The 19,236-nt window shown below is 64.8% G+C and carries 21 protein-coding genes and 1 tRNA gene; 10 read left to right on the top strand and 12 right to left on the bottom strand.

Annotated elements, in window-relative coordinates; translation table 11 throughout:
• Positions 1-102 precede the first annotated feature (102 nt).
• Together QN358_RS08985 and QN358_RS08990 are read left to right on the top strand one after the other, a co-directional pair.
• Positions 103-642 carry a peptidylprolyl isomerase gene (locus QN358_RS08985; RefSeq protein WP_323512140.1) on the top strand — a complete coding sequence of 180 codons (540 nt, stop codon included), beginning with the start codon at positions 103-105 and terminating at the stop codon, positions 640-642.
• Positions 643-1,521, top strand: a complete 879-nt coding sequence (locus QN358_RS08990; RefSeq protein WP_323512141.1) for a rhomboid family intramembrane serine protease — start codon at positions 643-645, stop codon at positions 1,519-1,521.
• An 85-nt stretch (positions 1,522-1,606) separates the two neighbouring features.
• Here the strand turns inward: QN358_RS08990 and QN358_RS08995 are convergent, their stop codons facing one another.
• Entirely contained in the window at positions 1,607-1,846 is a 240-nt protein-coding gene (locus QN358_RS08995; RefSeq protein WP_136640187.1) for a cell division protein CrgA, read from the bottom strand.
• A 104-nt stretch (positions 1,847-1,950) separates the two neighbouring features.
• On the opposite strand from QN358_RS08995, the gene QN358_RS09000 reads away from it, so the two are divergent.
• Genes QN358_RS09000 through QN358_RS09010 form a run of 3 tightly spaced genes read left to right on the top strand, consistent with a single transcriptional unit; the run spans position 1,951 to position 3,647 of the window.
• Entirely contained in the window at positions 1,951-2,847 is an 897-nt protein-coding gene (locus tag QN358_RS09000; protein ID WP_323512142.1) for a class E sortase, read from the top strand.
• Between the two features lie 3 nt (positions 2,848-2,850).
• Complete coding sequence (locus QN358_RS09005; protein ID WP_162849192.1) at positions 2,851-3,012, top strand: hypothetical protein; 162 nt, start codon at positions 2,851-2,853, stop codon at positions 3,010-3,012.
• Positions 3,009-3,647, top strand: coding sequence for an anthranilate synthase component II (locus QN358_RS09010; protein WP_136640185.1), 639 nt, complete (start codon positions 3,009-3,011; stop codon positions 3,645-3,647). Before QN358_RS09005 ends, QN358_RS09010 begins: the two co-directional genes overlap by 4 nt.
• Here the strand turns inward: QN358_RS09010 and pknB are convergent.
• The 7 genes from pknB to QN358_RS09045 all read right to left on the bottom strand — a co-directional run bounded on the left by pknB (position 3,644) and on the right by QN358_RS09045 (position 12,753).
• Entirely contained in the window at positions 3,644-5,341 is a 1,698-nt protein-coding gene (gene pknB / locus QN358_RS09015) for a Stk1 family PASTA domain-containing Ser/Thr kinase (RefSeq protein ID WP_136640184.1), read from the bottom strand. The genes QN358_RS09010 and pknB overlap by 4 nt on opposite strands.
• A 70-nt stretch (positions 5,342-5,411) precedes the next feature.
• Entirely contained in the window at positions 5,412-7,187 is a 1,776-nt protein-coding gene (locus QN358_RS09020; RefSeq protein ID WP_136640183.1) for a serine/threonine-protein kinase, read from the bottom strand.
• The gene (locus tag QN358_RS09025) at positions 7,184-8,638 is read right to left on the bottom strand and encodes a penicillin-binding transpeptidase domain-containing protein (RefSeq protein ID WP_136640182.1); all 1,455 of its coding nucleotides are present in this window, start codon (positions 8,636-8,638) and stop codon (positions 7,184-7,186) included. Before QN358_RS09025 ends, QN358_RS09020 begins: the two co-directional genes overlap by 4 nt.
• A 4-nt stretch (positions 8,639-8,642) precedes the next feature.
• A complete protein-coding gene (locus QN358_RS09030) occupies positions 8,643-10,028 on the bottom strand; it encodes an FtsW/RodA/SpoVE family cell cycle protein (protein ID WP_323512150.1) in 1,386 nt (461 codons plus the stop codon).
• 10 nt (positions 10,029-10,038) lie between these two features.
• The gene (locus QN358_RS09035; RefSeq protein WP_136640180.1) at positions 10,039-11,283 is read right to left on the bottom strand and encodes a PP2C family protein-serine/threonine phosphatase; all 1,245 of its coding nucleotides are present in this window, start codon (positions 11,281-11,283) and stop codon (positions 10,039-10,041) included.
• A gap of 16 nt (positions 11,284-11,299) precedes the next feature.
• Positions 11,300-11,989 (bottom strand): FHA domain-containing protein, encoded by a 690-nt coding sequence (locus QN358_RS09040; RefSeq protein ID WP_323512143.1) that lies wholly within the window; start codon positions 11,987-11,989, stop codon positions 11,300-11,302.
• Positions 11,986-12,753, bottom strand: coding sequence for a DUF3662 and FHA domain-containing protein (locus QN358_RS09045; protein ID WP_323512144.1), 768 nt, complete (start codon positions 12,751-12,753; stop codon positions 11,986-11,988). The genes QN358_RS09040 and QN358_RS09045 overlap by 4 nt, the downstream gene beginning before the upstream one ends.
• A gap of 209 nt (positions 12,754-12,962) precedes the next feature.
• Here QN358_RS09045 and QN358_RS09050 point away from each other — a divergent pair.
• Positions 12,963-13,049 (top strand) — tRNA-Leu (locus QN358_RS09050).
• A 329-nt stretch (positions 13,050-13,378) separates the two neighbouring features.
• Here QN358_RS09050 and QN358_RS09055 read toward each other — a convergent pair.
• Together QN358_RS09055 and QN358_RS09060 are read right to left on the bottom strand one after the other, a co-directional pair.
• Positions 13,379-13,594, bottom strand: coding sequence for a hypothetical protein (locus QN358_RS09055; RefSeq protein WP_136640177.1), 216 nt, complete (start codon positions 13,592-13,594; stop codon positions 13,379-13,381).
• 53 nt (positions 13,595-13,647) lie between these two features.
• Complete coding sequence (locus QN358_RS09060) at positions 13,648-14,355, bottom strand: peroxiredoxin-like family protein (RefSeq protein WP_136640176.1); 708 nt, start codon at positions 14,353-14,355, stop codon at positions 13,648-13,650.
• Positions 14,356-14,494: 139 nt separating this feature from the next.
• Here QN358_RS09060 and QN358_RS09065 point away from each other — a divergent pair, with 139 nt between their 5' ends.
• From QN358_RS09065 to QN358_RS09075, 3 genes are all read left to right on the top strand, one after another.
• Positions 14,495-15,355 (top strand): aldo/keto reductase, encoded by an 861-nt coding sequence (locus QN358_RS09065; protein WP_136640175.1) that lies wholly within the window; start codon positions 14,495-14,497, stop codon positions 15,353-15,355.
• A gap of 117 nt (positions 15,356-15,472) precedes the next feature.
• Complete coding sequence (locus tag QN358_RS09070; protein ID WP_136640174.1) at positions 15,473-15,805, top strand: hypothetical protein; 333 nt, start codon at positions 15,473-15,475, stop codon at positions 15,803-15,805.
• Between the two features lie 221 nt (positions 15,806-16,026).
• Positions 16,027-16,440, top strand: coding sequence for a hypothetical protein (locus QN358_RS09075; protein ID WP_323512145.1), 414 nt, complete (start codon positions 16,027-16,029; stop codon positions 16,438-16,440).
• Here QN358_RS09075 and QN358_RS09080 read toward each other — a convergent pair.
• Complete coding sequence (locus QN358_RS09080; RefSeq protein ID WP_136640172.1) at positions 16,437-17,129, bottom strand: HAD hydrolase-like protein; 693 nt, start codon at positions 17,127-17,129, stop codon at positions 16,437-16,439. The two genes, QN358_RS09075 and QN358_RS09080, sit on opposite strands and share 4 nt — an antisense overlap.
• A 165-nt stretch (positions 17,130-17,294) precedes the next feature.
• On the opposite strand from QN358_RS09080, the gene QN358_RS09085 reads away from it, so the two are divergent.
• Positions 17,295-18,473: an SLC13 family permease gene (locus QN358_RS09085; RefSeq protein ID WP_323512146.1), complete on the top strand. Its 1,179-nt coding sequence runs from the start codon at positions 17,295-17,297 to the stop codon at positions 18,471-18,473.
• A gap of 61 nt (positions 18,474-18,534) precedes the next feature.
• On the opposite strand, the gene nucS is transcribed toward QN358_RS09085, so the two are convergent.
• A complete protein-coding gene (gene nucS / locus QN358_RS09090; RefSeq protein ID WP_136640171.1) occupies positions 18,535-19,230 on the bottom strand; it encodes an endonuclease NucS in 696 nt (231 codons plus the stop codon).
• Positions 19,231-19,236: the final 6 nt, after the last annotated feature.

The following is a 19,236-nucleotide window of genomic DNA, read 5'->3' on the forward strand; positions in this document are numbered from 1 at the left end:
TTGCCACGGTCTAGCTTGGCACCAAACATCGCAGCCTGACTATCCTCCTTCTTTACGCTGACCCTTGACTGTATGAGCGGGGCACTGTGTGAGAATTGATCCATGGCCAAGCACACCCACGTCGCGACGTTCCACACCAACCTCGGCGACATCTCTGTCAACCTCTTCGGCAACCATGCCCCCCAGACCGTCAAGAACTTTGTCGGCCTTGCCGCGGGCGAGCGCGAATGGACCGACCCGAAGACGGGCACGGCCACCACCGCCAAACTTTATGACGGCAGCATCTTTCACCGCATCATCCCGGGCTTCATGATTCAGGGTGGCGACCCGCTCGGCAATGGCACCGGCGGCCCCGGCTACCGCTTCAACGACGAGATCAACCCTGAGCTCGGCTTCGTCGAGCCCTACATTCTGGCGATGGCGAATGCGGGCATCCAGGGTGGGCAGGGCACCAACGGTTCTCAGTTCTTCATCACCGTCGGCCCGGCTACCTGGCTGCAGGGCAAGCACACCATCTTCGGTGAGGTCGCAGATGACTCGTCGAAGCGCATCGTCGACAAGCTCGCTGCGGTGGCAACCGACGCGTACGACCGCCCGCTCGACGCTGTTGTCGTCGAATCAGTCGAGGTCGCTGAGGTTTAGTTGTCAACCATTCCGGAGACGGATGCGAACTTCTGCTACCGTCACCCGAACCGGCAGAGCTACATTCTCTGCCAGCGCTGTGGCAAGACCGTCTGCCCCGAGTGTTCGGTGCAGGCGGCCGTAGGCGTTCACTGCGTCGACTGCGCCCGTGAGGGGCGCCGCAGCCAGGAATACAACAAGCGCCCCGCGCTGATTCGGGCAGCACGGGCCACTTCACGTTCGTCGAATGCTCCCGTCGCGACCTACTCACTCATAGGTTTGACGGTATTCGTCTACGTGCTGCAACTCATACCCGGGCTCGGGGTGACAAACGCCCTGCAGTATGCCGGCGCCTACAGCCAGCCGCTGTTCGGTATCGGTGTTGAGCCGTGGCGCATGCTGACGTATGCATTCGTGCACAATCCATTCACGATCAGCTCGCCATTTTCACTGCTGCACATTCTGCTGAACATGTATTCGTTGTACATCTTCGGCCGCATTCTCGAACCGATGATCGGGCGGCTGCGCTTTCTGGCGCTCTACCTACTGGCAGCGGTGGGCGGCGCGGTGGCGATGGATGTTCTCGCCACTGCCGGGCAGCCGGTGATCGGAGCCTCGGGCGCGATATTCGGTCTGATGGGTGCGTTCTTCATCATCTCGCGCACGCTGGGTGGCAACATGCAGCAGCTCGTTGTGCTGCTGGTGCTGAACCTGGCGATCGGCTTTCTGGTACCGGGAATCGCCTGGCAGGTGCACGTCGGCGGGCTGGTGGTCGGTGGCCTCGTGGGGTTCATCTACATGAAGACCAGGCGCCCACAACAACAGGCTGTTCAGATATTTGCATCAGCGGCTGTGCTGGTGTTGCTGGTGATCGTTACGGTTGCACGCAGCTTTTACTAACAGGCAGAGCCGTGAGTTATACACAGGCTTATACACATTGGGGATAATTACACCCGTGTAAGTCTCGCCGTTGTGAAGGGCTGGATCAGCGCCAGCGGGTGGTCATGAGAAAACCCACGAAGGCGATACCGAAGCCGATGAGGATGTTCCAGCTGCCGAGATCGGGGATGGGCAGGATGCCCTGGCTGACGTAGAACACGATGATCCACACAAGACCGACGAGCATGAAACCGAACATGACCGGCTTGAACCAGACGGGATTCGGGGTCGACTCATCACTCGACGCTTTCGCGACTTGCAGGGAACGTGTTTTCTCGCGGGCCATGCCGATGATTCTAGCTGGGAATGCTGGTCGACCGCCGAAAACGAGACTTGATACCCTTTTGGTAACTCAGCTTCTGGTCATTTTCACCTCATAGTATGGATGCCGTGTCAGAGATAAGCTCACTTTTTAACGACGATCCCGAGCCGGAGCAGCCGGGAGACGAGTCGCGCCCGCCGCGCGAAGACGAGTCGCCGCGCCATGAGCCCCAGCACCGCCGCCCGAGGCATCATCCGGCCGAGCGCCGCTCGATCGTTCGAAGCGTCATCGGAGTGGCTGGTGAGGTGCTCATCACCGCCGGCGTTCTCGTCTTCCTCTTTCTCGGCTGGCAGCTGTGGATTCAAGGCATCGCGTTGAACAGCACCCAGACCAATGAGGCCTCTGGCCTCTCACAGCAGTGGAGTGCAGCCACTCCGGCTCCGACCGCCGTAGCGCCGACGGGTGCAGCCGGCTCGACCCCGACCCCGCCTGCTGCCGGTTCTGGTGCTGCCCCCGTCGTGATGGTGGCTCCCGCAGACACGAAGCAGTTCGCCGTTCTGTACGTGCCGCGCTTCGGGGCGGACTACAAGCGCACCGTCGCACAGGGCGTCGACGCCAAAACCGTTCTGAACGGCGGAGGTGCCGGCCACTATGACCAGAGCCAGATGCCGGGCGACATGGGCAACTTCGCCATTGCCGCACACCGCGACGGTTGGGGCAGCCCCTTCATCAAGATCAACGAGTTGCAGATCGGCGACCCGATCTACGTCGAGACGCAAGACGGCTGGTACACCTACATCTACCGCGATACAGAGTACGTGAGCCCCGACGGCGTCGACGTGTTGAGCGCGGTTCCCCAGGCCCCGACGGCTGCTGCAACTGACCGCCTCATCACGCTGACAAGCTGCAACCCGCTCTATATCGCGTCTGAGCGCATCATCGCCTACGGTGTGCTTCAATCGTTCACTCCCCGAAGCGATGGGCCTCCGGCCGCCATCGCCGGGCTGACCGGAAAAGGGGCCTGACCCGTGTACTCCGCTCTGTGGCGCGTTCTACCGGGGCCCCTGTGGGCCCGTATCCTGATTCTGCTCGTAGGCATCGCCGTGCTGCTGTTCGCGCTGTCGACGTGGGTTTTTCCGCTCGTCGACAATCTGTTGACACCCTCGCAACCCGTTACGGTTGACCAATGACCCACGTTCTCGTCATCGACAACTACGACAGCTTCGTCTACACGCTGAACGGCTACCTGCACCAACTCGGGGCAGAGACCACTGTCGTTCGCAACGACGCCTTCACCGACGCAGAAGCGGCGACGGTGCTCGGCGCCTATGATGCGGTGCTCATCTCACCCGGGCCTGGCAAGCCGTCAGAAGCCGGCGTCTCCATTGCCGTGGTACGAGCCGCGCTGGCGAGGCACACCCCGCTGCTCGGGGTGTGCCTCGGCCACCAGGCCATCGCCGAGGCGATGGGCGCCACTGTGACGAACGCTGAAGAACTCATGCACGGCAAGACGTCGGTCATCGTTCACGACGAGAGCCTCTTCTACGACGGTGTCGCCCAGAACTTCACGGCCACCCGGTACCACTCCCTGGCGGTGGTCGACGGCACCGTGCCAGCAACACTGGTGGTGACGTCGCGCACCGAAGGTGGGGTCATCATGGGCCTGAGGCACGCCAGTGCACCGATCTTCGGCGTTCAGTTTCACCCGGAGTCGGTGCTGACCGAGGGTGGTTATGTGATGCTGGCGAACTGGTTGGCGACGGCCGGTCTCACCTCGGCGAGAGCGGCGGCCGTGCCGCTCAACCCACTCGTGCGCGCGGTCTAGCCCGTGCAGTAGGTCAAGGTGACAGCTGAACCCTGGGGTCTGTCACCGGCGGCCAGAGACTGTTTCGTCACAGGGTTCGATGATGCCGTCTTGCACGACGGGTCTACCGCTGCCGTGACCGTGAGATTCAACGCAGACAGCGTCGAGGTAGCTGAGGTGAGTGGTTGGTTCACGACGTTCGGAACCGTCACGAGCCCGTTCGACACCACGAAGTTGACCGTGTCGCCGACAAAACTCGATGCGCCGGCAGCGGGGTCTGTGCGAATGATGACATCGGCCGCGACGGTGGCAGAGTTCTCTTTGCTCGTTGAGCCGACGATCAGCCCGAGGGCCGTCATCTTCGGGGTTGCCGCCGTGACGGTCGACCCGGCCTGGTCGGGGATCAGCACGGTCTTCTTGCCGAGTGACACGTAGATGCCGATGATGGCCTGCGGCTGCACGACCGTGCCCGACGGCGGGTCGGTGCGAATGACCTCGCCCTCGGGAACCGTGGGGCTGTTCTCGTTGAACCGCTGCGTGACGAGGTTCAGTTGCTGCAGTGTGGAGTTCGCACTGTCGTACGTTTGGCCTGTGACCACCGGAATGATGCGCGACGAGTCGGGAATGATTGTGGTCTCGCGGAGCCCGACCACCCAGAACAGAATCGCGACGAGAATCACGGCGACGCTGGCGATACCCGCCCAGATCCAGATGACCGGTGGCCTGGACTGGGTTCGAACGGCGTATTCGTCGTCTCCCGCCAACTGGGTGAGAGCGGCATCAGAGCCGGCAGTGAGAGTGGGGGGTGCCCCGAAGAGGGAGGCCTGAAAATCTTCGGCCGGCAGTCGTTTGGAGGGGATCTTTCCGGCGCCGGCGATCTGCAGGTCGATCTTGAAGTCGGCGGCGCTCTGGAAGCGCGCGAACCGGTCTTTGGCCAGGGCGTGAGCAACCACCTGGTCGAGTGCGGGTGACACTTTCGGGTTGATCGAGCTGGGCGACACCGGTGCCTCGCTCACGTGCTGGTACGCCACGGCCACGGGGGTCTCGCCGCGGAAGGGCGCACGCCCGGTGAGAAGTTCGAACAGCACGATGCCGGTGGAGTAGAGGTCGGTTCGAGCATCCACTGACTCGCCGCGCGCCTGTTCGGGCGAGAAGTACTGCGCCGTGCCCAGAATGGCGGTGGTCTGCGCCACGGTTGCCGACGAGTCGGAGATGGCCCGGGCGATGCCGAAATCCATTACCTTCACCTGGCCTGAGTGGGTGAGCATGATGTTGCCCGGTTTGATGTCGCGGTGAACGACCCCGGCCCGGTGCGAGTACTCGAGCGCCGTGAGAATACCGTCGGTGATGCGCACGGCCTCGGCGGGGTCGACCGGCCCCTGCCTGATGAGATCTTTCAGCAGGATGCCCTGCACATACTCCATCACAATGAACGGCACGATCGCTTCACTGCCGCCGGGTTCGGCCACCCGCTCTTCTCCGGCATCGAACACCCGCACGATGGTGGGATGAGCCATGCGCGAGGCCGCCTGGGCTTCTTGCCTGAACCGCGTGCGGAAGATGGGGTCGCCGGCGAGCGACGACTTCAGCAGCTTGATGGCCACCGGTCTACCGAGGCGCTCGTCGCGACCGACGTACACGTTCGACATTCCGCCGCGCCCGATGATGTCGCCGATGCGGTATCGCCCGGCGAGCAGGCGATTGTCATCGGTCACAGTAGAGCTCCAGGGTCTGCTGGCGGTGAACCAGGGTCGGTAGGTGTTGGATGAGCGGAAGCGGTTGGGTTCAGGGTGCCAGAGGTGCGGGAGTCGCACTTGTCGTCGGGGGTGTGGTTGCCGGAGCAGTGATGACGAGCGCCAGAGCAGGTGACGAGGCCGACTGCAGACCGCTCGACGCTCCGGTTGCCGAGCAGGTCACCTTGTACGAGATGTTGATGGTCTCAGCCACGGCGGGAGCGATGAGGGTTGCAGCCGGATTGGTGCCGGGGGCGATGGCGACCGTTGCGCCGCCTGCATCGAGGTCGTAGCTCGTCAGGTTGTACCCCGACGGGCAGCTGTACGCGGCCCATGACACCACGAAGGTGGCATTGGTGCTGACCTTGGCCGGTGTCGACGTGGGAGTCGAGGTGGGCGCGGGCGGTGCGACGGCATCGCCGTAGACGGTGAGGTCGACGGTGGTACCCTTGGCGATGTTGCCGACAGGGGTGGCCTGATAGACGACATCGACCATGTCGGCGCTCGGAGCCGCGTTCTTCACCACGCGATTGGCGCTGAGACCCTGGCCGACGAGGATGGCAGAGGCCGCATCGAAGGTCTTGCCGATGAGGTCTTTGTCGTTCACAACCACCGTGTTCGAGGTGGCGGTGGGCGTGGGTGTGGGTGTCTTACTGGGTGTTGCCGGAGCGCTCGAGCTGGGCGGCGCGCTGGAGGTTACCGGCGTGCTCGTCTTGTTGCCCGTGGCGAGAGCGTAGATGGTGCCCGCCAGTACCAGAGCGAGAATGATGATCAGAACGATGAGCGGCCAGGTCCACGGAGAACGCTTCTTCGTGGGTACGACCTCGCCGTCGATGTTCTCGTCGGGCGGGAAGGCCAACGGATTGGCCACTGTGGCACCCGCGCCAGCCATGCCGAGCACGGTGGTCGCCTGGGTTGCGCCAGCTGACGGCATGAGCATGGTGGCGGTGTCGATCGGTGCGGCGCGGTTGCCGAGAACGGCGGGCACAGCGGCAGCAGCCAGGGCGACATCACCCTGGCGAAGCGCCGTCGCAGCACGCGCGAGGGCGGCCGTCGAGGCGGGCCGGTCTGCTGGCTTCTTGGCGATGCACGAGAATACGAGATTGCGCACCGGCTCGGCGATGGTGACGGGCAGGTCGGGCGGAACATCGTTGATCTGGGCCATCGCAATGGCTACCTGCGACTCGCCGCTGAACGGACGCTTGCCCGCGAGGCACTCGTAGGCGACGATTCCGAGAGAGTAGATATCGGTGGTCGACGACGCCGACTGGCCGCTGGCCTGTTCGGGCGAGAGGTACTGCACCGTACCCATGACCTGCCCGGTGGCGGTGAGCGGAACCTGGTCGGCGATGCGGGCGATTCCGAAGTCGGTGATCTTGACCCGGCCATCCGGCGTGATCAGCAGGTTGCCCGGCTTGATGTCGCGGTGAACGAGGCCGGCGTTGTGAGCGGCCTGCAGGGCCGACGCGGTCTGGGCGATGATGTCGAGAACGCGGTCGGTCGACAGCACGTGCTCACGGTCGAGGATGACCGACAGGGCTTCGCCCGGCACGAGTTCCATGACCAGGTACGCGCTGCCCTCTTCTTCTCCGTAGTCGAAGACGTTCGCAATGCCTTCGTGGTTCACGAGGGCAGCGTGGCGCGCTTCAGCGCGAAAACGCTCGAGAAACCCGGGGTCGCCGAGATACTCGTCTTTCAAGATCTTGATGGCGACATTGCGGCCGATGACCAAGTCGGTCGCCTGCCACACCTCGCCCATGCCGCCGATCGCGATACGCGTCGACAGCTCGTACCTTCCCCCGAAGGTGAGCCCTGCTGTGGGTCTCATTTATTCAGCACCGCCTCAAGTACTTTTTTGGCGATCGGGGCAGCAACATCGTTGCCCGTCCCGGATTCGCCTAGTCCGCCGCCATTCTGTACCACCACTGCAACCGCAACCTGAGGGTTGTCTGCAGGAGCGAAACCTGTAAACCACAGGGTGTACGGGTCGCCCGCCCCGTTCTCTGCAGTTCCTGTTTTGCCGGCCACTTTGACTCCATCTATTCTTGCATTAGTCGCCGCGCCCGAATCGACAGCCTCGACCATCCACGACGAAAGTGTCGAAGCTGTTATAGAAGTGATGGGGGTTTGGAGGGTTTTCGCCTCGAACTGCTTCAGAACGGTGAGGTCGGGTGCCCGAACGCTGTCGACGAGGTTCGGTTGCATGATCACCCCGCCGTTCGCTACCGCCATCGACTGTTCGACGATCTGCATGGGGCTCGAGCGAACGCTCGCCTGGCCGAACGACGAGAGTGCGAGCTGGGCATCGTCGCCGATGTTCGGAAACTGGCTGGCTTCGACGGGGATGGGTGAGTCGAAACTGGTGGTGTAGCCGTAGGCCTTCGCCATGTCGGTGAGCTTCTGCCGACCGATCTGTACGCCGAGTTCGGCCATCGGAATGTTGCACGAGAGCACGAAGGCGGTCTGGATGCTCACGGTGGCGCCGGGCCCGCAGGTGCCACCGCCCGCGTTGTGCACAATCGACGAGCTGCCCGGCAGCGGGTAGCCGTCGAGATTCGGCAGCTGATAGTCGGCGCTGAGGCCGGCGGCCTGCAGTGCGGTCGATGAGGTGACGATCTTGAAGGTCGAACCGGGCGGGTCGAGGTCGCCGTCGAGGGTGCGGTTGATGAGGGGCGAATTCGCGTTGTTCAACAAGTCGTTGTAGGTGCTGATGACCTTGTCGGTGTCGTGCACCGCCAGAATGTTCGGGTCGTAATCGGGCTTTGACACCATAGCGAGAATGCGGCCGGTCTTCGGGTCGACGGCGATGACGGCGCCTTTCAGACTGCCGAGGGCGTCGTAGGCGGCCTGCTGCACCTTGGGGTCGATGGTGAGTTCGACCGACGCGCCCTGCGGGTTCTGACCGGTCACGATGCTGTTGAGCTGGCTGAGAAACTGCGAGTCTGACGTGCCGCTCAGCTCCTGATTCATGGCGCTCTCGATGCCGGTGGTGCCCTGGTCGAGTGTGAAATAACCGGTCACTGCGCTGTAGAGCGGGCCGTTCGTGTAGGTGCGCTGATACTTGTACTGGTCGTTCGAGGGCACCGACTGGGCGATCGGTTGGCCGGCGACAAGGATGGGCCCGCGCTGCTTCGAGTAGCTCGCGTTGATGGTGCGAGCGTTGCGAGCATCGTTCGCCAGGGCATCCGCTGAAAAGAACTGGATGGTCGTGACCGAGACGAAGAGGGCGGCGAACATGGCCAGAATGACGATGGTCACGCGTTTGAGTTCACGGTTCATGGCCCTAGACCACCAGCCTTGGCTGATTGCGCACTGTGTCTGAGAGCCGCAGCAGGAGGGCCACGATGATCCAGTTGGCCACCAGAGACGAGCCGCCGGCGGCGAGGAAGGGTGTGGTGAGGCCGGTGAGGGGGATGACGCGGGTGACGCCGCCGACAACGATGAAGCACTGCAGGGCGATGACGAATGTGAGGCCGATACCGAGCAGGCGGCTGAAATCGTCGGTGCCAGAGAAGCTGATGCGAAGGCCCCTGGCGATGAACAGCAGGTAGAGGCTGAGGATGGCGAACAGGCCCGCCATACCGAGCTCTTCGCCGAGGCTGGCCACGATGTAGTCGCTCTGGGCGAGCGGGGTGATGCTCGGTTGGCCACCACCCAGGCCGGTGCCGATGAGACCGCCGTTGGCGAGGCCGAAGAGGCCCTGAACCAGTTGGTAGCTGCCGCCGATCTCGTCGTACGTGCTCTGTGCAAATGGGTTCAACCAGTTCGAGAAGCGGTCGTTGACGTAGGTGAGCACCTGGCTGGCGACGAGGGCACCGGCCAGAAAGAGCCCGACGCCGAGGATGACCCAGCTGAGCCGCGCGGTGGCCACGTAGATCATGACGACGAACAGGCCGAAGTACAAAAGCGCCGTGCCCAGGTCGTGCTGAAAGATGATGACGCCCATCGAGGCAGCCCAGATGACAAGAATCGGGCCGAGGTCTCTGGCGCGCGGAAACCGCATGCCGAGAAACTTGTGACCCACGAACGAGAGGCTGTCGCGGCGCGAGACGAGGTAGCCGGCGAAGAAGATGGCGAGGGCGATCTTGGCCACCTCACCGGGCTGGAACGAGAGCGGGCCGATGCCGATCCACACCCGTGCGCCGTAGACCTCTTTGCCGATGCCGGGCAGAATCGGCAGCAGCAGCAGAATGCCTGAGATGACCATGAAGACGTAGGTGTAGCGCTGCAGCACCCGGTGGTTTCGGAGGGCCACAATGACGGCGAGGGCAATGGCGATGGCGAGGGCGCTCCACACGACCTGCCGAACGGCCGTGCTGTCCCAGCCGGTCTGGTTCATTTCGATGTCGATGCGGTAGATCTCGGCGATGCCGATGCCGTTCAGCAGCGTGGCGATCGGCAGGATGAACGGGTCGGCGTTCGGCGCCACGAACCGCAGTGCGGTGTGGGCGCCGATGACGAGTATCGAGAGGCCGGCGCCGAGCAGCACAAGTTGGCCGACGTCAATGCTGCCGAGCGCGCCCAGCTGCACCATGACCACGGCCCCAGCGTTGATGGCGCACGAGAACAGCAGCAGAAAGAGTTCGAGGTTGCGGAGCTTCTCGGGCACACGGATGCGCCGAGGCGGCCGCAGCCCCGTCGCGGGCTGAACGGAGTTCACGATCGTCATGACGCCCGGGTCAGCCATTGCCGGCCGCCTGCTCGAGGTTCTGCACGACTTTCTGGGCGGCGGCGATCGAATCGGCACTGATCGTGTTCTGCACCTGCGACTTGGTGTAGCTGGGCAGATTGTCGACGGTGATGGTCGTCTCCTGGTACACGTGTGACAGGGAGATCGGGCCGATCGACTGCTGGATGCCCTGGTAGACGGCCACATGGCCGTTCGACTCGCCCACGAAGTAGCGGCTCTGGGTCCACTGGTAGCTGATGAACAGACCCAGAGCAATGGCGAGCACCACGACGATGCTGCCGATGAGCCAGGTGAGCTTGCGCCGACGGCTTCTTCTGCGGTCTTCGTCGATGAGCTCGTCGAGGTAGTCGTCAGACTGGGCTTCGAAGTGCGAGGGCTGGGTGGGGCCCACGCGCGGGTGCAGGCGGAGGCCGGGCATCCGGGTCGAACGGCGACCACTGCCACCGCCGAACGCGATCGGCCGCGACGCCGCCCCCACGGTCTGGGCGATGTAGGTGCTGCCGGTGAACGACTCGCTGATGTCGACGATGACGACGGTCACGTTGTCGGGTGCGCCGTGGTCGAGGCTCTCTTTGACCAGAACATCGGCGACGGCCTGCGGAGACGGGTTCTCGGCGAGGGCCGCGGCGATCTGGTCGTTGTCGACCACGCCGGTGAGGCCGTCGGAGCAGAGCAGCCAGCGGTCGCCCGGCCGGGTGTCCATGACCTGCAGGTCGACATCGGGAGTCGAATCGACGTCGCCGAGCACGCGCATGAGCACCGATCGGCGCGGATGCACCTTCGCCTCTTCGGCGGTGATGCGGCCGTTGTCGACGAGCCGCTGCACGAAGGTGTGGTCGGTGGTGATCTGGGCGAGCTTGCCGTCGCGAAAACGGTAGATGCGGGAGTCGCCGATGTGTGCCAGGGCGACGCTGTGGCCGACGCGCACGAGGGCGCTGAGCGTGGTGCCCATGCCGGTGAGCTCCGGATGCTCGTACACGGCCTCGGCCAGAATGGCATTCGCGCTGACAATGGCCTCCTGCAGCGCGAACTCGGCGTCGACGGCCGAACTGTACTCGCCGTCGATCTCGAGCAGCTTGTTCAGTGCGAGAGCACTCGCGACGTCGCCGCCCGCGTGGCCCCCCATGCCGTCGGCGACCGCGAACAGAGACTGCCCGGCGTACCCGCTGTCTTGGTTGTTCGAGCGCACCTTGCCCACATGGGAGACGGCCGCACTTTCGGTCACTAACGCCATTGTTCTGCCCGTGCCCCTAACGCCTGAGCTCAAAACTGGTGGAACCGATCTTGATGGGCGTGTTCAGCGCAACGGCAGTGGGTTGGGTGACACGTTTTCCGTCGAGAAACGTGCCGTTAGTTGAGTCGAGGTCTTGAATGACCCACTCGTTGTTCCAGTTCAGAAGGCGTGCATGGTGAGTTGAGGTGTAGTCGTCGCGAATGACCACGCTCGAGTCTGTCGACCGGCCGATGGTGAGCGGGTCGACGCCCAGCTCGATCTCGGTTCCGGCCTTGGCGCCGGAGGTGATGACCAGCTTGTGCGCATTGCTGGTGGTGGCACGCGGATGCACGCCGGCGGTCGATCCGGCGAGGGGGGTGAACACGGGAATCTTCGACTGCGGGGCCGGGGTCGGTGGGTGAGTCGACGGCAGCGGGGTGTTCGTGGCGGCGGCACCGACGACTTTGCCGGCCGGGGCGAGAGTTGCGGCGGCCCCGGCTACGGCGCCGCCTGCTGCGCCCGCCCCGCCTGCGGCGGCCGCTGCGTTCTGCGGAAACGGGCTCGACGCCTGCCCGGCCTGGCCCGACTGCGCGGCGCTCGGCTCGCGCATCTTGCGAACGCGCTGCCCGAACAGGTCTGATCGCATCGCATACACGATGACGAATACGAAGACCCAGAGCACGGCGAGAAAGCCGAACCGCAGAATGAGAAGAGTGAGTTCACTCATAGATCCCACCTGAACGGTTCTGCCGCGGGGGGCGGGCCGTCTGCCAGCGCGGGTGCGGAGGGCGATGGCGACGCTGGTGAGCCGGCGGCCGAAGCCGAGGCCGACTGCGCCAGCACCCGGAAGACGACCCGGGTGCGGCCGATCTGAATCACTGAATCGGGCTCGATGACGGCTCGTTTGAACGCCTGGCCGTTCAGCTGCGAACCGTTCGTCGAGTCGAGGTCTCGTGCTTCAGCACGTTTGCCATCCCACACCACCTCGATGTGTTTGCGCGAGATGCCGGTGTCTTCGACGGTGATGTCAGCATCGTGGCCTCGCCCGATGACCGTGCGCGACTGGGTGATGGGGTAGCGCTTGCCCGCGACGTCGAGCACGGGCATCCACGTCACGTCGCGCTGGATGGTCGAACTCTCGACCTCGAGCAGACCGGCGCTCAGCCGCGGCACCTCGGCGAGGGTCACACTGATACCGCCGGCGAACTGGAAGCTCTGCGCCGTGGCGTGCTTCTGAACGATCTGCACGAGGTCGTCGATGAGGGTGGCCCCGAGCGCGCTCATGCGCTCGAAGTCGCTTTGCCCGAGGTTCACGACGAAGCTGTTGGGAACCAGAATGCGCTCGCGCGAGACGACGGCGGCCTTCGTGTCGAGCTCGCGCTTCAGAGCGGAGCCGATCTCAACCGGCTGCAGCCCCGAGCGAAAAGTCTTGGCAAAGGCGCCGTTGACGGCACGTTCGAGACCCTTCTCGAAGTTGTCCAGTATTCCCACGCGTCTCCCATGTTCGGTGGGCGCAACAGATCGTCGCGCACACTCTGCAGGCATGAATGCTACGTCAGATGGTACCTGTCTGGGGTGTTAATGCCCTGCGGGGTGACATGCGAGGCGGTTTATTGGCCCGCTTTGCCGTGCAGTGTCGGGTGAACGCACTGCCCTCGGTTTTCACAAACCGCCCCAAGGGTGCTAACCTCGCTGAGTTGGCGCGAGTGGCGGAATTGGTAGACGCGCACGGTTCAGGTCCGTGTGTTCGTAAGGACGTGGGGGTTCAAGTCCCCCTTCGCGCACCAGCATTGAGAGGCTCATCTGCAGCACTGCTGCGGTGGGCCTCTCGTCATTTCGTCGAGAATATCGGTGGCGGCCCAGACCTGATTGCGCTTTCGATGCGTGACGTCATGAATGATTCCCGCGGCGACGAGACGCTTCAGGGCGGCGTAGGCGCTTGACCCTGATGCGCCCGTCAATCTCACGGCGTCGTCGGCCGAGATCAAGGCCGCTCGTGCCGCTCTCTCTGGCGCTACAACTCTATGATCGCGCGATCCCGACGTGGTCACGTGACGCCACAACCGGCAGGGGCATCCCCTTAAACGGGCATCCGGCCGTCATAGGGCCCGAAGAGTTACGAACGTACGGCGAAGTAGAAGAGAAACGCCCCGAATGCTGCGAACATGCCGCCGAACGCGGCAAGGGCGAGGCCCAGAGCGGTGAGCCCGGGAGCGAAGACGAGGCCCAGCACGGTGACGAGCAGGCCGAACGCAATGACGATCGAGCCGTAGGCCACGAGTGTGGCGTAGGCGGGGCGTCGGAGGGTCGAGGCGGGGTCGAGTTCGGTCATGACGCGAGCCTAGCCGCCCCGCGCCGCCGTGCCCCGCCCCGCGCCTGCAGGAATCAGAGTGTGAGGGCATCCACCGCGTCGAGAATGGCGGCGACCTCGGTGCGGGTGGTGTAGTCGACGTGAATGTCGGCGAATGAGACCACGCGGCCGGCATCGATGACGAGAACGGTGGGGAAGGGGATGTCGCCGGTCGCGTCGGCATTGCTGTCGGCCACGTCGAACCCGAGCGCGGTGTGGGCTGCGCGGGCATCGGCAGTGGGCTCGGTGACGATGCCAAGCTGACGCACGAGCACATTCGAGGCGTCAGAGAGCACGGGAAAGTCGAGTTCGGCACTCTCGGTGATGGCCTTCGAGCCGTCGGGGGTCTGGGGGCTGATGGCGATGAGCCGGACGCCCCGCTCACGCAGTGCGGGCAACAGGTCGCGCTGGTACGTCTGCAGGGTGATGTTGCAGTACGGGCACCAGGCTCCGCGGTAGAACACGAGCACGGCGGGGGTGCCGTCGAGCGACTCGGCCAGCGTGGTGGTGTCGCCCCCGGGGGTGAGCAGACGAGCATCCGGAACCGTATCTCCCACGGCGACGGTGCTGGCCGGGATGCCGTCGGTGGTGAGGGCTGCCTGCTCGGCGGCGAAGACCGCTGAGAGGTCGGGGCCGATCTGGGCCTCGAACCCGGTGTTGAATTCGGCGACCTGGGCGGCGATGCTGGCGGGGATGGTACTGGCTGGGGCGGTCTCGGTCGGGGCGGCAGCGTTGGTGGTCATGGGGTTCCTTCGGGGCACGGAGCTGGTGTGGGGATTCGAGGGTAATCCGGGCGGCCGCGTCAAGCCTGTGCGCACGTCACGGAACGTCACATAGCATCGAATGCGGTCGATTCGCGGTCGCAGAGAGCGGGAAAAACCTATGAAGAACCGCACAATCGGAGATGTCACGGTGAGTGCGATCGGGCTCGGCGGCATGCCGATGTCGATCGAGGGACGGCCTGACGAAGAGCGCTCGGTGGCGACGATCCATGCCGCGCTCGAGGCGGGTGTCACCCTCATCGACACGGCTGACGCGTACCACATGACCGCCGATGACGACGGGCACAACGAGTTGCTCATCGCGAAGGCGCTGAAGAGCTACGGCGGCGACACGTCGGGTGTTCTGGTGGCGACTAAAGGCGGGCACCTGCGCCCGGGTGATGGCAGCTGGACTCTCAACGGGCACCCCGACTACCTGAAGGAAGCGGCGAAGGCTTCGGCTTCACGGCTCGGCGTCGACAGCATCGGGCTGTACCAGCTTCACCGACCCGACCCCGCTGTGCCCTACGAAGAGTCGGTTGGGGCGCTGCGCGACCTACTCGACGAGGGCGTGATTCGCATGGCTGGCATTTCGAATGCTGATGTGAACCAGATTCGCCAGGCAAACGAGATTCTGGATGGTCGGCTGGTCTCAGTGCAGAACCAGTTCTCACCCAAATTCAGGTCGAGCCAGGGCGAACTCGAGCTCTGTGACGAACTGGGCCTCGCGTTTCTGCCGTGGAGCCCCCTCGGCGGCATCACGGGGGCGTCAGACCTGGGCGGTAAGGGCGATACGTTCGCGCGCATCGCCGGGGTGCACGGGGTGAGCCCGCAGGTGCTGTGCCTTGCATGGGAGCTGGCGTTGGCGCCGGTGGTGGTGCCGATTCCTGGCGCTTCACGGCCAGCGAGCATCCGCGACTCGGCAACGGCGGCCGACCTCGAGTTGACGGCCGACGAGGTTGCGGAGCTGTCGGGTCTGTAGAGCCGGGGTGAGGCGTGGGGTGCGCACGTGCGCGCCCCCGCCTCGCACGGGTGTCGGGGATGAGTGGTGCCGGTGCGAGACACGGCCAGTGTCAGTGGCTCGGGCGAAAATGATCCCATGATCAAATCTCACGTTCGCGCAGCGGTCGACACCGTCTCAGCCATGCTCAGGCCTGTGCCCATTGAACCTCTGTACCTTGTCAGGGGGTACTCTCCTGCGTTTCGGCGCATGGGCTTCGCCTACGCGCTTCTCGGGGTGAGCGGTGCGGTCATTCCGGTGATGTTGTTGTGGGGCAACTGGCTGGGCGTCGTGTCGCGACCGTGGTTCGGCCTGTTGCTTGCAACAGACCAGCTCCTGGTGGAGATCTCATTCATTGTGCTCGTTCTCAGCGCGCAGCGATTCATCTTCTTTCGCCCCAGGCTGATGGCCTCGGGGAGGGCGCAGCTGTGAGCCCGGCAGCACAGGCGGTGCTCGGCCTCCTCTCACTGATCGGTATTGTCTGTTTCTGGCGGGCGGCACTCTTCAGCAGGGCGGCGAGAGAGCTTCGGCGGGAGAGAAGCCGACGGCTGGGTGCGCTTCGTGCCCAATTGCCAGCAGGTGAGGGGGGCGAGGAGAGCCGGTTTCGACCGCACGCGCTTGAGCTTCTCACGCCCGGTGAGCTTCAGACGGTCGTGACAGAAGAGAGCGTCTCGGCCCGGTGGATCGGCAGCCGTTCGCTGGGTGACCTCAGCGACGTGCAGGCTCGAACCATGGCCAGCATGGCTCGCAGTCACGCGCGCCAGTGCGCCGCCGCCGGGCAGGTGCTGATCATCGCTGCGACGGTGGTGCTCGGCAGCTACCTGCCGGCCTGGGTTGCAAGTGTGGCCAGTTTCGACGGGTCGAATGAAGCCTCTGGCAGCTTCATCGGCCCGATTCTCGCCGTTGGTGGGCTGGCACTCGCAGTGGTGTTGGGGCTGAGGCTCGGCGATAGCGCCGAGCGGTCTCGCCGTGATGCTGCAGTGTTGGTTCGGGTTCACGTGCGTGGCGGGCCGGTCTCGGGCGAGACCGAGCTGAGGCGCACTGACCCGTCGGCCGCTGCAGGTTAGAGGAGCAGTGAGCGCAGCTGGTCGACGGAGTGCACGATGGCGATGGCGCCGGGGGCTTCGGCGGGAGAGCCGTACCCCCACTCCACCATGATGGGCGGGATGCCGTGCTCGGCGGCGCCCTCCATGTCGTGGATGCGGTCGCCCACGAGAACGAGATTCGACAGGTCGACGTTCAGCTCACGCAGCCGCAGGAGGGCCTCGGCGATGACGTCTCCCTTGGCGCTTCGGGTTTCGTCTTCGCTGGCTCCGGCGATGACCACGAAAGCGTGCTGAAGGCTCAGGTGCTCGAGAATGCGGTTTGCCTGCACCTCCGACTTCGAGGTGGTGACGGCCAGCGGAATGCCGGCTTTGAACAGAAACTTCACCAGCCCGACCATGCCCGGGAAAGTGACGGCGTCGTCTTGCGGGCCTTCGCTGGCCGCGAGATCGCGGTAGATGACGAGGGCCTGGTTGGCCTCAGCCTCGTTCATGTTGGCGACGAGCTCGAAGCCCTGCAGGATGGGCGGCCCGATGAACTGCATGAGATCGGCGGGGGCAGGAACCGGGCGGCCCAACGCGAGAAGCGTGCGTGAGAGGCGGCCGATGATGCCAGGGGCCGAGTCGGTGATCGTTCCGTCGAGGTCGAACAAGACGCACGACCAAGGTTTGTGGGGCGCGACCGCTGCGGTTGAAATCTCTTCAGTAGACATTGGGGCAATTCTAGGGTGCCGAGGATTACCTGCCCTGTCGGGGGCGTTTCGCGGCTCGCGCCGGGCGCCTGGGCGAACTACGATCGGTTCATAAACGATGACGCCCTGACCCCAGAGACCACGGCCCGGGATGCCCGACCCAGTGACGAAGAACCCCGAAAGCGGGTGACTCCGGGACGGGTGTTCGTGTTGGCGCTGGTGGTGGCCGCGGCGATTGTGGTCGCCACGGGCATCCTGCCCGCCCCCTCGTCGCTCGCCCTCGTCGAACGGGTGGGGCCGGTGCTCGGGTTTGTGGTGGCGATCACGATCGTCACCGAGCTGGCGTCGGAGGCCGGGCTGTTCGCGGTGCTCTCCGACCGGCTCGCTGGCTGGGGCAGACGACGGGTCTGGATGCTCTGGCTGTTCGTTCTCGCGCTCGCGACGCTCAGCACGATCTTCTTGTCGCTCGACACGACCGCCGTGCTCGTGACACCGGTGGTGGTGCTGCTGGCGTTGCACGCGGGCATACCGCCAGTGCCGTTCGCGCTGGCGACGGTGTGGCTCGCGAACACGGCCTCGCTGCTGCTGCCGGTGTCGAACCTGACGAACCTGCTGGCGGCGAGTGCGCTGCGGTTCGGCGGTCCGTTCGACTATGTGGCGCTGGTGTGGGCTCCGGCGCTGGTCGGGGTGCTGGTGCCGATCGTGATTCTGACGGGGGTGTTCTGGCGGCGGCTGGGCGGGGTTCGGGGGCGGTATGAGGTGCCGGAACGGGCATCCATCGCCGACCGGCGACTGCTCGTGGTGTCGGCTGTGGTGGTGGCGGTGCTACTTCCGCTGTTGGTGTCGGGGTTGCCGGTGTGGATTCCGGCGACGGCTGGCGCTGTGGTGCTGGTGGTGGCATTCGGGGTGCGGCGGCGGTCGTCGCTGAGTGTGCGGCTGGTGCCGTGGTCGGCCGTTGGTATCGCGGCGGGGCTGTTCGTGCTGGTCGAGGCGGCGCAGGTGCACGGGCTGTCAGGCGCCGTTGCGGCGGTCGCGGGGTCGGGTACGTCGTTGCCGGCGCTGCTGCAGCTCACGGGTGTGGGTGCAGTTGCGGCGAACGGGATCAACAATCTTCCGGCGTATCTGGTGATCGAGCCGGCGGCGGCGGGCGATCCGTTGCGGCTGGCTGCGCTGCTCATCGGCGTGAATCTCGGGCCGCTCGTCACGCCGTGGGCATCACTCGCGACCCTGCTGTGGCACCAACGTGTGACCTCCCTCGGCGTGAGCATCTCGTGGCCGCGCTTCGTCGTCTTCGGCCTCGCCGCCGTTCTCGTCACCCTGCCGCTCGCCGTGCTCGCCCTCTGGCTCTCGGCCGGCGCCCCCTGACCCCCTGCCCGCACCCGCCGCAAGGGCGGCGGCGAAAAAAATTCAGGGCGAACAAAAGAATTCAGAACAGGCGACTGTCGCTATCGTCGAGGCCGCGCATGGCGTCGTAGTCGAGCAGCAGGGTGCGAATGCCGCGGTCGTGAGCGAGGGTGCGCGCCTGGGGCTTGATCTCCTGTGCGGCGAAGATGCCGGTGACGGGGGCGAGGTGCGGGTCGCGGTTCATGAGTTCGAGGTAGCGGGTGAGCTGTTCGACGCCGTCGATGTCACCGCGGCGTTTGAGTTCGACGGCGACGGCAGCGCCTGTGGCGTCGCGCGCGAGAATGTCGACCGGGCCGATGGCGGTCATGTATTCGCGCCGCACGAGGGTGTGGCCTTCGCCGAGCAAGCCGATCTGCTCAGCGAGGAGCTTCTGCAGGTGGGCTTCGACGCCGTCTTTGACGAGACCCGGGTCGACCCCGAGGTCGTGCGACGTGTCGGTGAACACCTCGTGGATGGAGACCACGAGAAGATCGGCCGTTTTCGCGTGCGTGACCTTCCAGAGTTCTGTGATGCCCGTATCCAGCTGCTCCTGATCGGGCTCGAGAATCTGCAGGGTGCAGGGCGGGCTCATCCAGTTCAGGGGTTTGTACGATCCGCCGTCGGAGTGCACCAGAATGCTGCCGTCGTTCTTCAGCATGAGCAGGCGGGTGGCGAGGGGCAGGTGGGCGCTCAGCCGGCCCGCGTAGTCAACGGCACATTTCGCAATAACAAGTCGCACGGGCCT

It is taken from the genome of Subtercola sp. RTI3 (assembly GCF_035018625.1).
In the GTDB taxonomy this organism is placed as follows: domain Bacteria; phylum Actinomycetota; class Actinomycetes; order Actinomycetales; family Microbacteriaceae; genus Subtercola; species Subtercola vilae.